Source organism: Pseudomonas sp. IPO3749 (genome assembly GCF_013386605.1).
Lineage (GTDB): Bacteria > Pseudomonadota > Gammaproteobacteria > Pseudomonadales > Pseudomonadaceae > Aquipseudomonas > Aquipseudomonas azotoformans_A.
The window spans coordinates 73,742-92,217 of record NZ_JACARN010000068.1 but is presented as its reverse complement, the minus strand read 5'-3'; the positions used below and the strand labels follow the sequence as shown (position 1 = coordinate 92,217).

The window sequence follows — 18,476 nt, the reverse complement described above, 5'->3', positions numbered from 1 at the left end:
TTGACATACCAATTTTTCGATCGCGCAGATGCGATCACGTTTCTGACTGAGCACCTGAACAGCACTGGACTGGGAGATAACGCTGAAGTCGTAGCACAAACGCTGATAGATGAATGGCGAGTGGATTCGTCCAAGGTCGCAGGTGATAGCACTCATCGCGCAGTGTTTAAACCCACGCGCTGGGTTATTCGGGATGCGGACCTGCAGTTGCTAAACAGCCTAGCGTCTGTTCTACGGGATGTGATCTCCGCATCCGTGTTGGCTTCATCTGGCCATGCATCCGACGCCAAGATGGCGGCATTGGCTTTTTCGGCGGGCAGAAAACTGATCAAAGTCGCGCTCAATATGTATCAAAAAGGAGCGCGGCTTGAGGAGCATGAATTCTTCGTCTTAATGCTGTTACGCAAGGATTCGGGCGGAGCCACCCTGGAAGCTCTTCAAGACGCTTACGAGGCTCGTTACGGTGAAAACGGTGACGTCAAGGCGTTGCTGGAGCGACTCGCTGATTACCCGACTCGATCCGAAACCATGGCGCTTGTCCGGCACGGGGAAAATGGCTGCTGGATCTCGCAGGGCGTGTGAACATCGCGATGAAAGAAAACAAGTTTTTCCGAGAATGCCTATCTGTTTTCAACCATCCAAGGATGAAAGGGAAGAAAGAGCTCGTCACGTTGGCCCGAAAAATCGGGGCAGGTGAAAATGGGCGTGCCATCGAGCTGTTCAGTAATGCGCAGCAATGGTTATCTCGCACATTGTTGGCAAGGCCCGATGCATCGCTGACCGTGAATAGACAAGCAGCATTCCTGGTCTGGTTGTCCGGGGTTCTGTTCGATAAGCGTTCATTCGACCGCTGTGCGCTTTTGCACGACTGGGGAATACATTGTCTGTTGGACGACGGAAAACCCCATCATGCGGTACGAGCGCAACGTCTCGCGCTCTCCATCTGCAGACGAGAGCGCGGCACCGGATCTTCCATGGCGGCAACACTCATGCAGCTTGCCATGGCCCTGGACGAAACTGGAAGGCGCTATCGAGCAACCCGTCTATTGGAGATTGCTTGTCGGTTATGTGAGATTCATCAGGTTGAGCCAACGATAGCGGATTGTTGCCTGAGATTGTCGGCGGCAGCGCATGCTTGGAGGGGGGATCTGAACACCACGCTCGACCGCATGGACCAGGCAGCGACGCTCAGCGACACGGTATATGGCGCGACGGCGCTGCAGGCGGTCATTGGCTGGGCGACTGCTACATGCCATGAAGCGCTCCACATGGAGGACACCCCCTATACGTTGCGTATGGCCCTGATGGCCGCGCTTCATGGCATGTCGACAGAACGCGAACCGTCTGAGCTGTTTTTGCATGTCAGTGGGTTGGTAATCGCGCTCGATCGCACCTTGTCTGGAAACCTTGCAGTCGTATCGGCACACACGGCTGTCTGGGCGGCGCGCGAGGCGCCAGAGTACGTGACTGGCGCTGATGATCGAGGCATTCTGTTCAACAATTATGGTAACGCGTTGCTGGGTGCTGGCCTGGATCAGCGGGCATCCGCAGCGTTTGGAGAGACGATTCAGCTGGCCGGGGACAATCAGGATCCTGACCAGCAAGCTGATGCCGATTACCAAAGTCTACATGCCCACGGTGGCATGGGGCTGGCGTTCTTTAATATCGGTAATCGCGCAGAAGCTTATGCAGACCAGCAAGAAGCCTATCGCGTCGCGGCAGCCTGGTTTGCCAAGGCCGCGCAACTGTGCCGACGGATTGGCTCAAAAGCCTGGTTCGAAGGACGCGTATGGGTATGTGCCGGTATGACGGAGGCCCGCCTGGGTCAGACTGAACAGGCCTGGTTTTATTTTGCCTGGGGTTTGCTCGCAGGGTTCTCGCACTGGGGAACGAGATCGGATGCCGGAGCTTTGGAAGGCTTTTTGAATCCCGACTCGGACATTCGTCTGAAAATGGTAGAGGGATTTGAGCAACTCAATGCCCGCCATGCCGCGGTGCTCTTCTGCAAAGCGGCGGTGCATGCCGTCTACAGGGAGGCATTTCCTGGCGATTTCCCAAGCTCGGCCGGATCGACCATGTACTTGCGGTCGCGCTCCCACATGCACCGAAAGCTCGCCCAAGGCCTCACGTTCGCTGGCAGATACAACGAAGCCGAACAGGCTTTTGCTTTGCTCAAGGATGACGCATGGGGAGTGTATACCCGACGTGAAGGCGTCCCGCCTGAGATTGAAGCCGCGGTTGCGATCACCAAAGCGGAAGCCGCTGCGCTGAATCGATCGGGTATACCCGCATTGTTAGCCTCGATTTCGTCGGTAGATCATCTGAACGAAGCCACCATCGCACGCATGGGCGTCTTGCTGTCAGGTTTGGACAAGGCGCTGGAAACAGAAGTCAGGCTACGCAAAGACCGGCAGCTCGAAGCCCAGGGTAGCTTATCCGTGCAGGCGCTGATCCCGGGTGATGCACGTATCCGCTATCTGGTATCCGATGGGTACGTGACGATCACTGTCCAGGTCGGCGACACCACAACCACGCATAGAGTCGACACCTCTTTTCAAGAAATATCCCTGCTGGCCTTCGCTTTTCGCCGATCCCACGCCATGGAGGAGAGCGGCTTTTTATCGATGTCCTCAGCGCTGTACCGCATTTTGATTGAGCCTCTGACTGACACACTCAAAGGCATCACCCACCTGTGGATCGAGGCCGACAGCCCCCTGGACGGCGTTCCGTTTGCCACGCTGTTTGATGGCAAAGCATATGTTTTTGAGCGCTTTTCCACTGCGTATCTCAACACGGCCGCGAACGGCAAGTTGCCCGTTGCGCAACACGCTGGCCCTACTGTAACGGTATTCGCATGCTCAGAACTGCCAGGCGCACACCTGCCCGGAGCCGCCCTGGAGCGTGAGGCGATCCAGGAGGTACTTGCCTCCAGCCCACAGCCGCGCAGCCTGAGCGCATACGGCCATGAAGACTGCACCACCGAGCGCCTGCTCGATCACTTGTGTCGAAGCGGGAAGGGCAGCAGTGCGCTTCACCTGGCCACACACGCCGCATTCAACGCAACCAGCGATATGCTTTCCATACTGGCGCTCGCTGATGGCAGCCTGAGCATTAGTCGATTGCGTAATGCAATGGCGAGCAATGCCCCTGATCTTGGGTTGTTTGTGCTTTCGGCGTGCGGTACGGCGCGGCAGGATCTGGACGTAGAGGGGTTTTCGCTAACGCTGTTACGCGCAGGCGTGGGGAGCGTTGTATCGAGCCTTTGGGAAACCTTGGATGAGAGTGCACCGGCGTTTTTCAAAGTATTTTACGAGGCGTGTGACACGTTTGAATCCCCTCGCGCTATCGCAGGTGCGTTGCAACAGGCGCAGATCGGACTCAGCCAACATTATCGTGAAATGTCTTTAAGAACTGAGCAGAGCCAGGCCGCTCATTGGGCGCCCTATGTCGTGATGACTGGACGCATTGGATAATGGCGAGGAGGGCGATTCGATTGAAGCCGCCTGCACGCTAAGGCAGGCGTTGTTTTTTTCACGCAGCACTGCTGGAACGCAGGACGACGGCCAAGTTCCTACGTCGGCATCGTTCTGGTTCAGATCAAACTCAATCAGCATCCTGAATCACCTCGATGAGTTTCTCAATTGGCGCTCAGCGTAAACTAACGACCTCATGAGACCCCATCCTAGGATGACAACCACGCAGAGTGATGGATCGATCAAGAATGAAATCGGCGGATAGATATATCCGAACCCGAAAAGGGATAGAGGGCCACGAAAAGGACATTTGTAGTGGTCTAATGAAGCCGGACACCCATTTAGGCGAGAATGCTCGCCAGCTCGAGGTGTCAGATAACCAAGCAACGGCGCTCCTTTACTCCTGAATTCAAGCGCGAGGCCGCCGACCTCGTGCTCAAACTAAACTACAGCTACATCGAAGCCAGCCGTTCACTCGGCATTGGTGGGCCATCGAACTGCGCAGGAAGCGCAGCGCGATATCAGCCATTTTTTGATGCATCGCTACAACTGGATTCGGCCTCACCAATTCAACGAGGGGTTGGCACCAGCGCGGGCCGAGGAAAAACTTAACGTCGTGTCCGGGATTAATTGACCACTACAATGAGCGCCGTCTGTGTTTGCGAAACCGAGAGGAACTTTACATCCATCTCTACACCACCTTTTTCTATTGATCTAAACTCGGCGCACTTCTGAGAGCGTCAGGACAGGCGGACGGCTCGTGCAGCAACCGGAAAATAGAGCCATCGCTGGCTCACGGGCTTGCCGGTTGCGCTGAGAAGGGCATGGCCATAGGACTCTAGCTGTGGCCCATGCAAGGCTATCAGGTCGTCGTCTCTGGCTGACCCCACGGGGTTCGACTTGTGGTCCACCAGAATCCAGCCGTCTGGCAACTCCACCAGCAAATCGATGCGGCCCCGGATACGAGTGCCGTTCGGGCCATCTGCTTCGATGGGTACCTCGACGTAAACGGGACAGTCGGGCCAGCGCTTGGCTATCCAAGCTTGGAACGCTGAGGTCTGGGTGCACACGGCATCCTTATCTACAGAACCAGCCACGGCCCAGGTCTTCAGAATGCCCTCGACGTCAGGGGGAGAAATACCGCCAAGCACGCCTGCGCGTGCGATACATAGATGAAGCGCCGTGCCCAGCGATGCCATGTCGGGCTTTCCTGCCAGGCTTAGCCGAACTCCGACGGCGTCGGTCTCGACAACCGTGAATGCACCGCCCGAAGCAGAGCTCGGTCGGTGCCACAAAGGTTCGGCCTGCACGCGCGGACGAGTTGTAAACCAGTGGCAAGCCTCGGGGGCTTTGGCAGGTGGCTCCGTTGAGCACTCATCCTTGTTCCAGGACTTAGATAGCCTGGAAAGCTGTTTGCCTTCGGAAGTCGTTATTATTTCTGAGTCACCGAACAACAGCTCGGCTGCACCTTTAATCTCGCCGACCCAGGCGCGGCCCGGGCCTGACCTGCGCACGAAAGATAGTGCGACGCTCATGTCACGTGCACGGGTCAGGCCCACATATAGAAGACGCTTGTTCTCCGCCAATGCCTCTGCCTGCATGGCTTGGCCAGTTACGCTGGCTTCGGCATTGAGTGCGGCTTGGGGCTGGGACCGCTTGCCCCAGCTCTTTAACCAGCAGTGGACGAAGCGGTTGGCGAGTGGCTGCTGCGGGTCGAAGTCTCCAACTGTCCTCGCGCGCACGCCCCAAAGCGAAGTACGTGCTATCGCATCGAGGCTTGTCAGCACGACGACTGGCCACTCCAGTCCCTTTGCCCCGTGATAAGTGAGAACCGAGACTGCGTTGTCTGCTGAAGTTGCCCGATTATCATCCTCTTGGCTAGCGAGTTCGTCCAGCCAACGAAGCATGCCGCTAACCGTCGCTGGCCGCTTCGCGGCGACGCACTCGTCCTCGAAAGTCTTTCCGAGCTCGACCAGTGCCTCGACGTTGGACATCCGGTTGCGGCTCTCGTGGGGAGAAGTGGACCATTGGCCGACCAGTCTTGCTACTTGGGACTCGGCAGCAGCAAGTCGCAGCACTTCCAGTGGCGTCAAAGCCATTAGCGTCGGACGCAGTGTTTCCAATCGGGCAATTAGTTTATGGGCGCTATCGCCCGTCGTGAGCCACTCGTATGGCTTGGCCTCGTCCGTTGCGAGATGCTGCAGCCTGTCTGCAAGCCAGGTTTCGATCGGAGTGCTGTCAGCCAGGGTTAGAACCAGCGCGGTGGCGACAGTGTCGGTTGGGTCGCTCATACGCCTCAGGCAGGCCATGACATAGATGGCTTCGGCAGTTCCCAATAAGCCGGAGCGTGGACTGGCTGACGGGATGCCCCAGTGGGTGAGCGACGTAACGGCAAATTCGACCTGGTCGTTGTAGCGACAAAGCACTCCTATATCACCGGCCTGAATCGGACGGAGCTCCTTGGTGTCCTTGTCTTCGACCTTGGCCCCGGACTCCAGCAGCTCGCGGATGGCCTGGCCAAGACATAGGTAATCCGAGTCGTTTCGGCTGCTCTCGAAGTTCCAGTTCAACAGCGCGGGCTGGTCCGGAATGTCCTTGCGCAGTGGCTGCAACCGAACCTGTTCGGGCGTCAGCTCGGGCTCGAACGCAGAGATGAATAGACCATTAGTGAGCGAGACCAGGCTTTCGTTGGAGCGCCTGGAGGTGTCCAGGACCTTCCCTAAGATTCCGCCCCAGCCCTTGATGGCGTTGAGAACGCCGGAAATGAGGCTTGCGTCAGTTCCGCGGAAGCCATAGATAGCCTGCTTGGGGTCGCCGACCCACACCGACTTCTTAGCCAGCTTGGCCAGCTCGATGAAAAGCGCCAGCTGGAGAGGGCTGGTGTCCTGGAACTCATCAACCATGATGAGATCCAGTTCTGCCGCCAAGACTTCCCGGACAGATGGCTTTGTCCTCAACGCACGTAGCAGCAACACCTCTTGGTCGCTGAAGTCGACGGCACCCAGCGCCTTCTTAGCCTGCTCGTAGGCATTGAGAACGTCGGCGGCGAGGTTGAATATCTGGTCAAGGTACTGGCGGACTTCGGCATGAAAGGCCGGGTGAGACTCGTGGACCTGCGCTGCGGATTTGACTGGCGCCACGATATCTCTGACCTTGGCGCCGGCGTCAAATCCGGCTGCGCCGATCCAGTCGGGCCAGCACCAGCGGCCTTCACGGAAGAGTCGATCTAGCTTCTGAAGTCCCTCTAGGCCTTTTAATAGGTTGTCTGCAACTTTGGCACCGACAGCTTGCTGCTGTTCTACGTATGCCGCTACCCCCTTGTGTGCTTCGGCCAGCGCAGTCGCCAATGCTTCGGTTGGGTCCAGCCCAGTAGCCGGAGCAGGCCAATTCGTGAGCATCGCGTCCGCGTTCTGGGAACCCATCACTCGAAGCTCCTCCGGTCCAATATCGTTGTCGAGCGCGGCCTTAACGACAGCCTCAACAGTCTTGGACCAGTCCGCCTGCTCAATGCCGAACCGCTCTGTGAGCCGAACAAGCTCCGTTTGAGCGTCGGCTTCCATCGACTCGGCAAGTGTAGCTTTGAGCAGTCTCTTGGATTGACCTTCGCCCAATACAGTCTGATCGGGAGACAGGCCCAGCTCAAAGCAGAAACGCTTGAGCATCTGGCCGCAAACGCTATTGACGGTGCCCAAGCGGGCCTGGCCGATAGCTGTGGCCAGGTCTATACGTCCATTTTCAAGCAGCCAGGAGCGGGCGCGTTCGCGCAGCTCGGTAGCGGCCTTCACGGTGAAGGTCGTGGCCAAGATGGCGTGAGGGCGCGCTGTGCCCGATTCGAGAGCTTGAGCGAGTGTTTCGGTCAGCTTGTAGGTCTTGCCACTGCCGGCGCCTGCACTGATGAATTCGATGTTGTTCATCATTTCCAGCCTCCCAGCAAGATAAGGTGGTCTCGGTCCCATTTGTTTGGACCGTTGACCGGAAGGGTTCCCTCAGGGCCTTGGAACTCGTCACTCGGATCTTCCGGAACGACTTCGATGGTCCCCGCATCCAACTGCTGTTTGCGCCACTCCCACGTGGTGCGGGCACGGTCTAGTAGGTTGGAGACGGTTACGCCGTCGGGCGGTCTTCTGACTTGCGCTTTTGGGAAAATGTCGGCAGCGGTGATGTACAGTCCGCCGCTTTCCAGGATGAAATAGCCAAGCGCGGCGGGTGCGACACCGCTTGTTTGCTCTATGAGGCTGGAGTAGAGCGCCAACTGTAGGTGCTCACCAGAGCGAAGCAGCCCGGCGTAGTAGGTATCGCCTCTCCACTTTATGTCCACGGCGACAGTTCGCTTGTCACCAAGCGTGACCAAGAGATCAATTTTGCCGATCAGCGGAACTGCTCCCAAGGTTCCTCTGAACTCCACCTCAGTCTGAACCTGAATGGCACCTGCGAGCCTGAGGTGATCGAGGAGACTCCCTATGGCTCGTTCGCAAACCTTCCGGAAGTGTTGCTGCGTTACCCCCGCCCCCTGCATAAGCAGTACAGCGCCTTCAGTCAGCAACAGCGAGTCGGCTTCGGCGCGGAACCAAGCAATGGCATCGGCGTTTGACCAACTCAAGGCATTGTTGTGCGCGAAGAGTTTCTCGAGCACCCGATGAGCGAGGATGCCCAGCAGGCGGTTGCCCTCATCAACCCCCAGGACTGAAGTAGGATCTAGCTTCGCCACTCGTTTCAAAACGAATAGAGCCGCGTCATTGAAGAGCTCGTTGAGCGTAGTAAACGACTGTGGGGCGTCGCCGAGCTGCACGGGATGAGGGAGTTGGATGTGTCGTGGAATAGCGGGCAGCGCCTGAGGTGCAAGCACCTCGGCGGTTACCCCGAGAAGCGTGGAGTTGAGTGCAGTGTCCAAGTCAAGCGAAGTGGACTCGATATCCGGTACGAGCTTCTTAATAAGCTGGCGAATCGGATGTATTTCTGTACCAGGAGGAGGGCAGACGATGATGAATCTTTTTCTCGCGGCAAGTAGTGGCCGCAGCCACTTCAGTGCTAACGACACGAGTTCACGCGCCGGGTCTCGCAACTGCACACCTGATTGAGTCAGAGCGTTCACCTCGGCAGGAGACCAAGGTAGAGGCGAGGGCAGGGCAGGCGTCGACGGCATCCACCAGATCACTTCATCAGCTGCTTCGATGCACGCGGCTGCCGTACTGGTCGAGCGCATGCAACCAACTTGGGAAACCGCAGTGGGGTTGGTTGCTCCGGCGGGTGTGGCGTGGGCAACCAACTGCTCAACTTCTCGAGGCAATAGCGTAGCCATACCTTGCCGAGCCAGCTCGATTAACGCTTCTTGAACAGCCGCACATTGGCTATGCGCCGCAACAAAGCTTGCCGCGTCAGCGGGCTCACCTGAGAGGCGACGCCGCATAGCCTCCTGCATCCGATCGACACGAGCAATCAGTGCATCTAGCGGCACGCCAACTGTGCGTGACCAGCGCTCTGACTCCAGCCAGAAGGTGATTTCATTTGTCACTTCCTGGGCATCGTCACCTGCAGCGATCCTGTTCTTGACCGTCGTCCAAGCTTCGCCGCCTATCCCGGGTTGGTTGGCGACAGCGCGTGCGAGCTTGCTTCTCGCAGCGCGACTGAATGGGCCGACCGGATGGGTCAGGAAGTCCAACAATCGGTTCATGTCCACTGGGTCCCAGCACAGCTCCAATGCAAGGGATAGAGCCTGAAGGGCTGGGCGGAGCTGACTAGGGCGTTCGAACCCGCAGTTGACGTTGCCAGTCACGGACAGCGATACGTCCAACGAGTCTCCAGCCTCCTCGGCCAAGATCATTCGGTCTTCGGGCATGTGCGCGTGTTGCATGCTTAGCCAGTGTTCGGCAGTAGTGGCTGCGAGGGTGTGTACCAGCAAAACGCTCCCGTCGGTCTGCACGGCCAAACTCCCCGCAGAGCCTCCGTTCAGTACGGTCAGGGCGTGCTCCTGCACCTCGCGAAGTTGGCCTGCTCCCTGTGGTTCAGGAAGGCGAACTTCAACCTCGGGCAGGTAATCCAACACCTGTTGCCAGAGGCGCGGGAAGTCCTCCGGCGGGTCAACCAGGTGAACTGACTTGATGGGACCAGGGCCGGAAGCACTCAGAGTGTATATCACCAGATGCAAGCGCTCGGCCTCTCCTGGCGGTAGAGCTGCGAGAGCGGCGTTTTCGACGGCTGCAAGGTCCTGGATTCGCGGTGGGTGCTCCGGGTTCGCGCAACCGTCCCAGCCGCCAAGCCGCCACTCGTCACGCCAAGCCAGGAGGCGCGCGGCCGTACCGATACTGTCGACTTTCAAGGACTCACTGTAGAAGCGCGAGCCGTTGTCATTGGCCCGCAGCAGACCAGAGTAGATGGTCACGCGTCTGGCCGCTGAGGCTTCTGGCGCGCTTAGACCAAGGTAGGTCTCCAGCAGTGACAGAAAACCGAGGCGACCGACTATCGGGCTATTGAAGAAGTTCGTTGGGGACGGTCCCTGACGGGCGTCCAAGAAAAGGCCAAAAGTGATGTGCATGCTGCGCTGACTTCCTTGACGGCAATCGAATGCAGGTGTCCTATTGCATCTTGTTCCCCTGCTCCTAGTCGACAAGACTAACCGAAAGTCACCATTCGCGTACCGTTATTGGCATCTGTTTGACTGATTGAAGGAGCGCCACCACTTGGCAACCATTTACTGCAACCTCGCAAGAAATATCGGTTTTCCGTCACGCACTGGGCGCCGTTCGCTCTGGATGAATCACCGCCTACAAGCATTGGCTGTGGTGGTTACGCACTAGAATGGAAATAGCACGGCCTATTCGCGCAAACTGGAACGCGTGCAAGTTGCCAGCACATGGCTTACCTCGCCCTGGACTGTGCGCAGAGCGGGCTGAATGAGCATGAGTTCGAACAATCTTGCGCCTCACTATAATAAGATGTGAAACCAGCCGGGGAGTGGAGCCTAGCCACATGGAGAAGTACACGTTTATTGATCGGTATTTTCACAGCCAGCGCGAACTGTTGGACATCAGGCATTCTGAAGAGCGGGACATCAACACGCTGTTTACCTACCTGAATAACCTCCACTCTACGGCTGATAAGCTGCTTGAGCTATTCAACTGCAGCATCAAAACTGCTCCAGAATTCAAAATACTCCGGCTTATCAGAAACTATTTTCACCATGTCGGCGACGTTAACGAAATTCGTCTCCGTGTCAAGGTCGCGGAAAATGTTCTCGTTAGCCATTCGCAACACCTTCTAATACCACTAGAAGTGCTCGCAAAAAGCGTGAAATCATTTATCGATAACACGATACCTGACGAAAAAAACAAAAATTACAAAGCCAAATTGCGATTCATTCAAAGGGAAATGAGTAATATCGCTGAGATCTTCGACTACGCCGCAAATCTCATGAAAGACCTCGAAATGTTCTGCCAAAAGCCTAGCCTAAGGCTTGACGGAAGGGTCTACGAACTCGGATTTGATATGTACAAATTCGTTTTCAACATTACGAATACTATTGCAGACAAATGCCGAGAAATCCCAGAGCTACGCGAAAAGAAGGTAATCCTGGAGCTCAATTGGTCTTATCGCGCTGAAAACAACATTGGCAAACACGACGTTTTTTGCAGCCCGTCCAACGTACCAATCACCACCACCGAAGGCTTCGTATACGCTAAGGACATTGATCTGGTTCGTTAACTTGCTTGCTGTGAACCGCCTGCGTTTGCAGCCCGCGGAAGCAAACAGACAAGGAGCGGCACATTGTCAGCTGAGAACCAACTAACAGAACCTGAAAACCAAAACGACTCAATCAAGCCAAAAAAGGCGTTCGTGCTCACCGATGAGATGCGCCGGCGGATAGCGGAATCGGAAAAAGAGCACCGTCGTTACAAGCGTCGGGAGAGGCGGTTTGAGTTCAGCCGGATTTCCTGGTTTTGGGATGAATTCCCGAATGAGGAGCTCTACAGGCCTCCCTTGGCTGAGCGACGCAACACGCGCCAGGAAATGGCATATCATCGGTTTCGACAAATGATGAGTTGGTCGTTCTGGTCGCGGATGAAGTCAGGCGCCGGTATCAAGCTCGCAGCGGTGGGGGGGTTGGTCGCCGCATTCATTCAGGCAGCTCCGCCATTGAAGGGCGCAGAAGCCGCGGTCGGGCCTTTGAGCTGGTTGCTGGTGGGCGGGGGCTTTTACTTGTTAGCGGTGATCTGGTTCGAGTGGAAGTGTCCGGTTCTGCTAAAGCGCACGCTTGCTGGGAAGGAGGAATACCTTGGCATTGAGGGGCGGCGCTGGCTACTCGCTCTTGTTGAGGATGAGCTGCGACGCTGGTGGGGCGTTAAACCTTATGACTTGGATGTAGGCGGAATTAAACCAGAGTCCTATAAACACCGACTTGCGCTTGACATCACTCGGCATGGTGAAATTCCAGCCTACGGCGGCTTTGGTGAATTCGCATCCGCACGGATCGAGTATGCACTTCATGAATACGCCAAACTGACATCGACAGCGATCTGGCGAGAAGAATTCAAGCCGAACGAATTCCAAAAGTTCATGCCGGTACATCGAATGTGCCCACGTAATATGCCTCTGCGTAACCTCCACTTGAGCGTCATGAATGAGAGTGAGGCGGAAATGGCTAAGGTGGGCAAGGAGGGCGACTTGGTGGTGCGCTGGTTCGACAACTCACTGGATTTTCAATCGCGGTTACCAACCCCTCGAAATTTGGTGGTGTCGGCGTACGCGGAAGGTTTCATCTACCTGTTCCGCACCGACGCTTCTGCGCTGACATTCACTCGTATTGTGGCGCAGTGGCAAAACACGATGCGCCCGTTATGCCGGCTCACTCTCATTGGCCTGTTCCTGGCCAGTGGCGGTTGCTTCTTGCGGTTTGTCTTCCTACAGCTGAAGATTCTCCTGCCGAATCTGCTTTGAGTTGCTGTCTGACGAAGTCTCAGCGGCAGGCAGTGAGCCTGCCGCATCAAACTCCCAAGCAAGAACCTAATTCAGGCTTGAGGGGAGGTTGGAGTGGGCGGTTTGACCGGCTCCGCCTCACCAGCCCGAGTCTGTCCACTCCGGGTTTTATCAATGCCCCACACCGCCTTCGCGACCTCCTCAATTTTCGCCACGAACTTGTCGACGTTGAAGCCGGCTATGAAGGCCAGTGCGAAAAATCCAATTTCGCTTGCTCCGGCGTTCGCGGTCGACTCCAGTACCAACAAGCCTGCCTTCAAGAAGAGGTAGCTCACCGCACCGGCGATTGTGCTGGTGATGGGGCGGATGAAATACCAGACGTGCCAGTCCGGATCCCAGCGCTTGTGGACGCACTTGTTGAGGTAAATCGCACGGAAGCAGTACAGGGCACCGCCAACGTAGGCGATCGCGCCACACATCAACGGCACTCTCAGAGGCCTATAGGGCTCAGAAAGCCAACCCAGAGCCATCGCACCGATGGAGTAGGTCGCGAAGACCAGAAGTGCCAGCAGATAGATGATGATGACGATCGTCAGATCTGTCTTTGGCTTGGCTGAAGTGGTTTCACTCATCTGCTGCTGACTCCTTGCGAGCATTCTCAATCCGAAGCATCACAATCTGCTGATGCTCACTGACCGGGTCGCCTGGCTTCACATTCAGGTTCAGCCGGCGGTTTAGGTAATACAACTGTGGCTTGCGAGCTCTGAGCCGAGCTTCGCCATTCACCATCTGGTAATCGTGCTCGATTGCTTTTTGCTTTTGTGGCGGGTAGCTCGGATTCGGGCCGATCACCACATCGATGAAGGTCTCCCATTCAACGTCCTCTGGCACCTCTGAAGGAGGGGCAAACGAAGTCTTCAGGGCATTGATGCGACCTAAAACGAAATCCTTGAATATCCCTGACTTGAAGCAGAAGGCGCGGGTGTGCCAACGAAAGCCGTCATGGGCGAACGATGTGGGGAAGATAGTCCGAACAGCTGGCTCGTCGAAATTGGTCATTGATCGATAGTCGACGTCCACTGCCTCGCCTGCCTGGAGCGCCCTGATGAGCTTGATCAGGATCTGTTGATCAACCTGCCTCATGGGAGAAGGTAGGTTCGCCACTGGGGGCGCCCAGCCGATGAAACTATCCGTTGGGGCGATATTGCCTATGCCACGCTGCTGTAGCTCATTTAGATAGTGCGCTGGATCCGGGTTGGTCAAGACGGGTTTGAAATCAGGGCCTGCCACGTACGCTTTCAGCGTTCGGTCATAGGCCATGTTGTCAGGAGCGAGTTCTTGATAGGTCGCGAAATCCAATGACGCTTGAGGAACAGAAATCCCAAAAAAAATGGTCAGGTCTGAGCGATTGAGTTTTCGCTCCCACAGCAGCCGAAAATCTATAAATTCAAGGCGGCGTTCCTGGCCCCAGCGTCCGGTACGAGTAGCGGTAGCAGTCATCTGAAATCAGCCTGGTAGGTAATGGGTATAAAAATATTCGAATAGTATCTAGACGGATTGAGTTTCTATACGTATCTTACAGTATCTGTAGCGTTTCTCAAAGATGGCCCAGTGCCCGGGGAGGGATATATGGCTGCCAAGGTGACGTTTTTTCAAGTGGGTACCGGTGACATGACGTTGATCCGGTTGGCCGATACGTTGGTCACCACCATTCTGATTGACTCGCGGATCCGCCAGGCTGCGGACAACCCAGACGATGACACTCCTGACGTGGGCAGGGCATTGCGAGAGCGGCTGCAGTGGGATGCCAAAGACCGCCCATTCGTCAACGCCTTCCTATTGAGTCATCCTGACCAAGACCACTGTGCAGGCCTGAGAAATCACTTCTGGCTTGGCGATCCTGCGGACTACCCTGACGACGGCAAGGATCGTTGGGAGAGGCGGATTTTGATCCGTGAAATGTGGTCGTCGCCTCTGGTATTCCGTCGGAGTTCGAAGAACCACATCCTCTGTGACGACGCGAAAGCTTTCGATAAAGAAGCGCGGCGGCGAGTGATCTACTGGCGCAATTATCGCTTTGCAGGTGATGGGAACCGCATTCGCATCATGGGCGAAGACAACCAGGGGAAGACTGACGATCTTGGCCCAATCCTGGTTAAAGCCGGCCAGACTTTCAGCCAGATCGCAGGTGAAAACCTTCCGCAGTTTTTCACCTCGCACCTGCTCGCACCGGCACCGCATGAAGATGATGCGGATCTTGAAGAAGACCTGACAAAAAACGAATCGAGCGTGATCATGAATATTCAGATCTCGCCGTCGGCTTACTCGCAAACCAAAACCAAATTCCTTGTTGGCGGTGACGCTGAGGTATTGATCTGGGAGCGGATGTGGAGTCATTACGAGTCCACGCCCGAGGTGCTTGAATATGATCTGCTCCTAGCTCCGCACCACTGTTCCTGGCACACGCTTTCGTGGGACAGCTGGTCGGGCAAGGGCGAGAACGCCAAGGTAAGTTGGGATGCCCGTCAAGCCCTGAGCCAGGCACGCAATGGTGCAACGATCGTTTCCAGCAGTGTTGAGATTCTCGACGATTATTGCGATCCGCCCTGCATCCGGGCGAAGCGTGAGTATCAGGGCATCCTGGACGAAGTTGATGGTTGGTTCTCTTGCACTGGGGATCTCGGTGAGAAGGCTTGCATGGACTTCGAGGTTCGGTCGGATGGTAAGGTCAAACTGCTGGCCGTTGCTGCAGCGCTTGCTGGAGCGGTACCGAGTTCCGTAGCGGCGTCGATTCCGCCACGCGCTGGCAAGTTCAAATGATCGATTACTACGAGCTCGGTGAGGTTTTGGACTGTGCAGATGAGGATCACCTCTATCCCCATACCCAGGCACTCCTCAAAGCTTTACGTGCTTGTCCCTACACCGATGTTCGAGAAATCAGGAAGGACAAACCAGGGACGATAATCAGCGAATACATTGTCATCGATGCCGGCGACGGTACAGTGGATTCGGGTAATCTCGGAGGAGTCAGGCGACGCGAGCGATTGGCGGTCGGTGTAAACCCCGACTTCCGCGTGCCGGTAGTAGTCTACACGCTGCGTAAAGACTTCCCTGTGCTGTCGCACCAGCATCCACCTTCCATAGGCGGGGCTAGGGTGCTTTGTCTGTACGACAGCAATTGGTCGACGGTCGAGCGAACCTGGACGCCGGAGCGTTTCATCGCTCGAATGTTCTGGTGGTTGCGAGAGTCTGCTCTGTTGAAACTGCACCGGAGTGATCAGCCGGTTGAGCAGCTTTTTTACATGAGCCCTTACCAGCTTATCCTGCCTTCCAACTATACCGATTACGCAAAATCGGGTAGCAACACGTTGACCATTTGCAAAGTGGATGTAGGTGACTCGATCATCTTGAGGGCCGATCCCACTCGGCCAGGCGACCAGTCGAAGCTGGTCAGGATGGTCTCAATGGTGGTCAATCCTGTGGGATCGCCAACGTTGGCTCGCTATCCAGAGACCTTGGGTGATCTGCATGATCAACTCGTAAGCTGGGGCAGCGACCTCTATCAGTCGCTTCATGCGACCGTTTACGACGCCATTGAAGGCGGTGTTTCTGCTGCTCCCGCCCAAGGCCAAGGTGTACTCATTACTGTCTGGATTCCGCGCGTACGCGACGGCGAGGCTGAACGCTTTGACGTAGCTGGGTACATGCTGGACGTCTCTCTGTTTGACCTAGCAACGGCCCTAGATATGCTAGGCCCCCCTGATTCGAAAGGGTTGAGTCACCGTAGCGTGATCCTCGGTGGAGCTGGCAGTATTGCCTGGCGATTGATCCCGCTCATGTCGGTAGAAGTTCGAAGTGCTCTCACAGCCAAAGCCGCTCGTGATCTATCGGGCACCCCTGAGGAGAACAGTGACATCCAAGGCGTCCTGGCCGGGGTGGGGGCGTTAGGTAGCGTGTTGGCTGATCTATGGATTCGCCAAGGCTGGGGGCGGTGGACGTTCATAGACCCTGATCGGGTGCTGCCTCACAATTTATGCCGCCATGTGGCGTTCGATTTATACGTTGGCCGGCCAAAGGTCAACGTAGTGAGGGATCTGGCTGTAGAAATCTTTCCGAACTGGGATCCACCCAAGGCAATTGCCAAAAGCATACTTGAGGATACCGAGGAGATCGCCTCGTCGTTGAGCGGTGCCCAAATCTTGGTGGATGTAACGACAACGTTGGAGGCACCACGTGAGCTCGCCCGTAGACCGGAAGCTCCCCGCACCGTGAGCTTGTTCGTTACACCTTCAGGTCTCTCAAGTGTGATGATTCTCGAAGATCAGGACAGGCTTCGGCGCATTGACGGTCTGGAGGGGCAGTACTACCGAGCGATACTGGAAAACGAGTGGGGTCATGAGCACTTGGCCCAGCCTCTGGGGGATCGCTGGGTGGGCGGTGGCTGTCGTGACATTTCGGTAAGGATGTCGGGTGAATCTATTCATGGTCATGCCGGAATTCTTTCCAGGCAGCTTCGGCAGTCAGTCGCCAAGTCGCAGGCAAGGATTTGTGTCTGGGAATCAGATGACCGATCCGGATCGGTTACCGCTCATGAGATCGACACCGCGCAAGTGCATACTGCGCAATCATCTGGCTGGACGGTGAAGTACGACGAGTCACTGGTTCAGAAATTGTACACCGCTCGACAGAAGGCCCTTCCGAACGAAACGGGTGGCGCAATCCTCGGCGTCACGGATCTCAAAACGAAGACGATTGTCATTGTTGACGTTCTGCCGGCACCGCCGGACAGCGAGGCCAGTCCGAGCCATTTCATTAGAGGGCAAGAGGGCCAGGCAGAAGCGCTGGAGGTAGTACACAAGCGTACTGCTGGCATGGTGGATTATGTGGGCGAATGGCATTCGCATCCCGACGGTTGTCCGGCTCGCCCGAGTGAGCTCGACGAGAATTTGCTGAGTACCCTGCATAGGCAGATGAGCGTTGAAGGATTGCCAGCGCTGATGGTGATCGCTGCCAAAGGTGCTGTAGGGATCTTTGTGTGTTGATTCACCAAGCTCCCAGGCCCACTGTTCGTCAGTAGCCATGAGATGAACCTTTTGGCTAATAGAGGAGGCAGTGGGATGATGCCCCCCGCCGTCGGGGTAGAAATCGTATTTTTCTCTATCGGGCGAACTCTGGTGGGGAATGCGTTGACGGCGTGATCCAGCAGGTTTTCTCATCACCTCTTTCAAGCGCTCAGCAGGACCTTCTAACTCGGACGGCGACTGAATCGCCCTGCGTTTTGTAGATACCTCGCTGCCCTAAACTGAGGCGAGTACGAGGAGCCCTGAGCAAGCCGCGTCTGGTTGAAAACACAACGGCGATAAAAGGGTGAATACGAGGGAACGTCTTATGAGAGTTCAGAGCAATACAGCAGAAAGGCAAAAGCCCGGTCGTTACCGGGCTTTGCAGATCCCTCAAGGGGAGTTAAAGCTCAAGTGCCTCAAGGGCTACAAGGTCTACAAGGTCTACAAGGTCTACAAGGTCTACAAGGTCTACAAGCCAAACTCTACGAGCGGTTGGCGCTCATGTCAACGCTCTGCGTCTGGGACGAACGTGTACCGTAATGTGCAGTCGTAAGAGCTGACGCAGTACTGCCTAGCAATGTGGGCAGATTACCATGCCGTAATTTGTAGTCGATACGAAGACTACTCAGCCTGATTATCGGGTGTTTCTCAACGGTGCCATTACTGACTCTACGTCCAAACCGTTCATAAGGCAGTTGTGTGCTATTACTGACAGAGCCTCGAAAAGCTTGTCTCGCTGTCTTGCCAACGCAGCGTTCTCCGCTTGAAGACTTGCAATACGCTCTTCTAGACTCCTGCGCCGGCGGGCACCATCCGGATCCCTCCCGCTTTCTCTCATTTGAACAATACGGGCGGCCTCAATTCTTTCTCCACGGTCACCTCCTAGCGTAGCTCGGCTTGTCAGGCCCAACCGGCGCTGCACCTCCGGTCGGGAAATGGGAGCGATCTCCACTCCTGAGCTAATCATCTGGGCGAGGAGAGCGTCTATTGCTTCGTCAAGAGTGCCGCCCCTCAATGTCTGTCGTCGTGC

At 56.1% G+C, this 18,476-nt stretch carries 10 protein-coding genes and 1 pseudogene; 7 read left to right on the top strand and 4 right to left on the bottom strand.

Going from position 1 to position 18,476, the window contains the following annotated elements; translation table 11 throughout:
- The 3 genes and pseudogenes from HX812_RS24520 to HX812_RS24510 all read left to right on the top strand — a co-directional run.
- Entirely contained in the window at positions 1-582 is a 582-nt protein-coding gene (locus HX812_RS24520) for a hypothetical protein (protein WP_038843336.1), read from the top strand.
- A complete protein-coding gene (locus tag HX812_RS24515) occupies positions 579-3,473 on the top strand; it encodes a CHAT domain-containing protein (RefSeq protein ID WP_050572376.1) in 2,895 nt (964 codons plus the stop codon). The genes HX812_RS24520 and HX812_RS24515 overlap by 4 nt, the downstream gene beginning before the upstream one ends.
- A 484-nt stretch (positions 3,474-3,957) precedes the next feature.
- A pseudogene (locus HX812_RS24510) lies at positions 3,958-4,107 on the top strand (IS3 family transposase); the annotation flags it as partial.
- 106 nt (positions 4,108-4,213) lie between these two features.
- Here HX812_RS24510 and HX812_RS24505 read toward each other — a convergent pair.
- Both HX812_RS24505 and HX812_RS24500 read right to left on the bottom strand, forming a co-directional pair.
- A complete protein-coding gene (locus HX812_RS24505) occupies positions 4,214-7,390 on the bottom strand; it encodes an exodeoxyribonuclease V subunit beta (protein WP_038843341.1) in 3,177 nt (1,058 codons plus the stop codon).
- Positions 7,387-10,005: a PD-(D/E)XK nuclease family protein gene (locus tag HX812_RS24500; RefSeq protein WP_152514689.1), complete on the bottom strand. Its 2,619-nt coding sequence runs from the start codon at positions 10,003-10,005 to the stop codon at positions 7,387-7,389. Before HX812_RS24500 ends, HX812_RS24505 begins: the two co-directional genes overlap by 4 nt.
- A gap of 434 nt (positions 10,006-10,439) precedes the next feature.
- On the opposite strand from HX812_RS24500, the gene HX812_RS24495 reads away from it, so the two are divergent.
- Complete coding sequence (locus HX812_RS24495; RefSeq protein WP_038843343.1) at positions 10,440-11,171, top strand: hypothetical protein; 732 nt, start codon at positions 10,440-10,442, stop codon at positions 11,169-11,171.
- Between the two features lie 63 nt (positions 11,172-11,234).
- On the top strand, positions 11,235-12,404 hold the full coding sequence (locus HX812_RS24490) for a hypothetical protein (protein WP_038843345.1): 1,170 nt from the start codon (positions 11,235-11,237) through the stop codon (positions 12,402-12,404).
- Positions 12,405-12,475: 71 nt separating this feature from the next.
- On the opposite strand, the gene HX812_RS24485 is transcribed toward HX812_RS24490, so the two are convergent.
- Together HX812_RS24485 and HX812_RS24480 are read right to left on the bottom strand one after the other, a co-directional pair.
- Positions 12,476-13,015 carry a hypothetical protein gene (locus HX812_RS24485; protein ID WP_050572377.1) on the bottom strand — a complete coding sequence of 180 codons (540 nt, stop codon included), beginning with the start codon at positions 13,013-13,015 and terminating at the stop codon, positions 12,476-12,478.
- Positions 13,008-13,883, bottom strand: a complete 876-nt coding sequence (locus HX812_RS24480; RefSeq protein ID WP_038843347.1) for a WYL domain-containing protein — start codon at positions 13,881-13,883, stop codon at positions 13,008-13,010. The genes HX812_RS24485 and HX812_RS24480 overlap by 8 nt, the downstream gene beginning before the upstream one ends.
- A 129-nt stretch (positions 13,884-14,012) precedes the next feature.
- Here HX812_RS24480 and HX812_RS24475 point away from each other — a divergent pair, with 129 nt between their 5' ends.
- Complete coding sequence (locus tag HX812_RS24475) at positions 14,013-15,203, top strand: hypothetical protein (RefSeq protein ID WP_038843350.1); 1,191 nt, start codon at positions 14,013-14,015, stop codon at positions 15,201-15,203.
- Positions 15,200-17,425 carry a Mov34/MPN/PAD-1 family protein gene (locus tag HX812_RS24470; protein WP_038843353.1) on the top strand — a complete coding sequence of 742 codons (2,226 nt, stop codon included), beginning with the start codon at positions 15,200-15,202 and terminating at the stop codon, positions 17,423-17,425. The genes HX812_RS24475 and HX812_RS24470 overlap by 4 nt, the downstream gene beginning before the upstream one ends.
- Positions 17,426-18,476 lie beyond the last annotated feature (1,051 nt).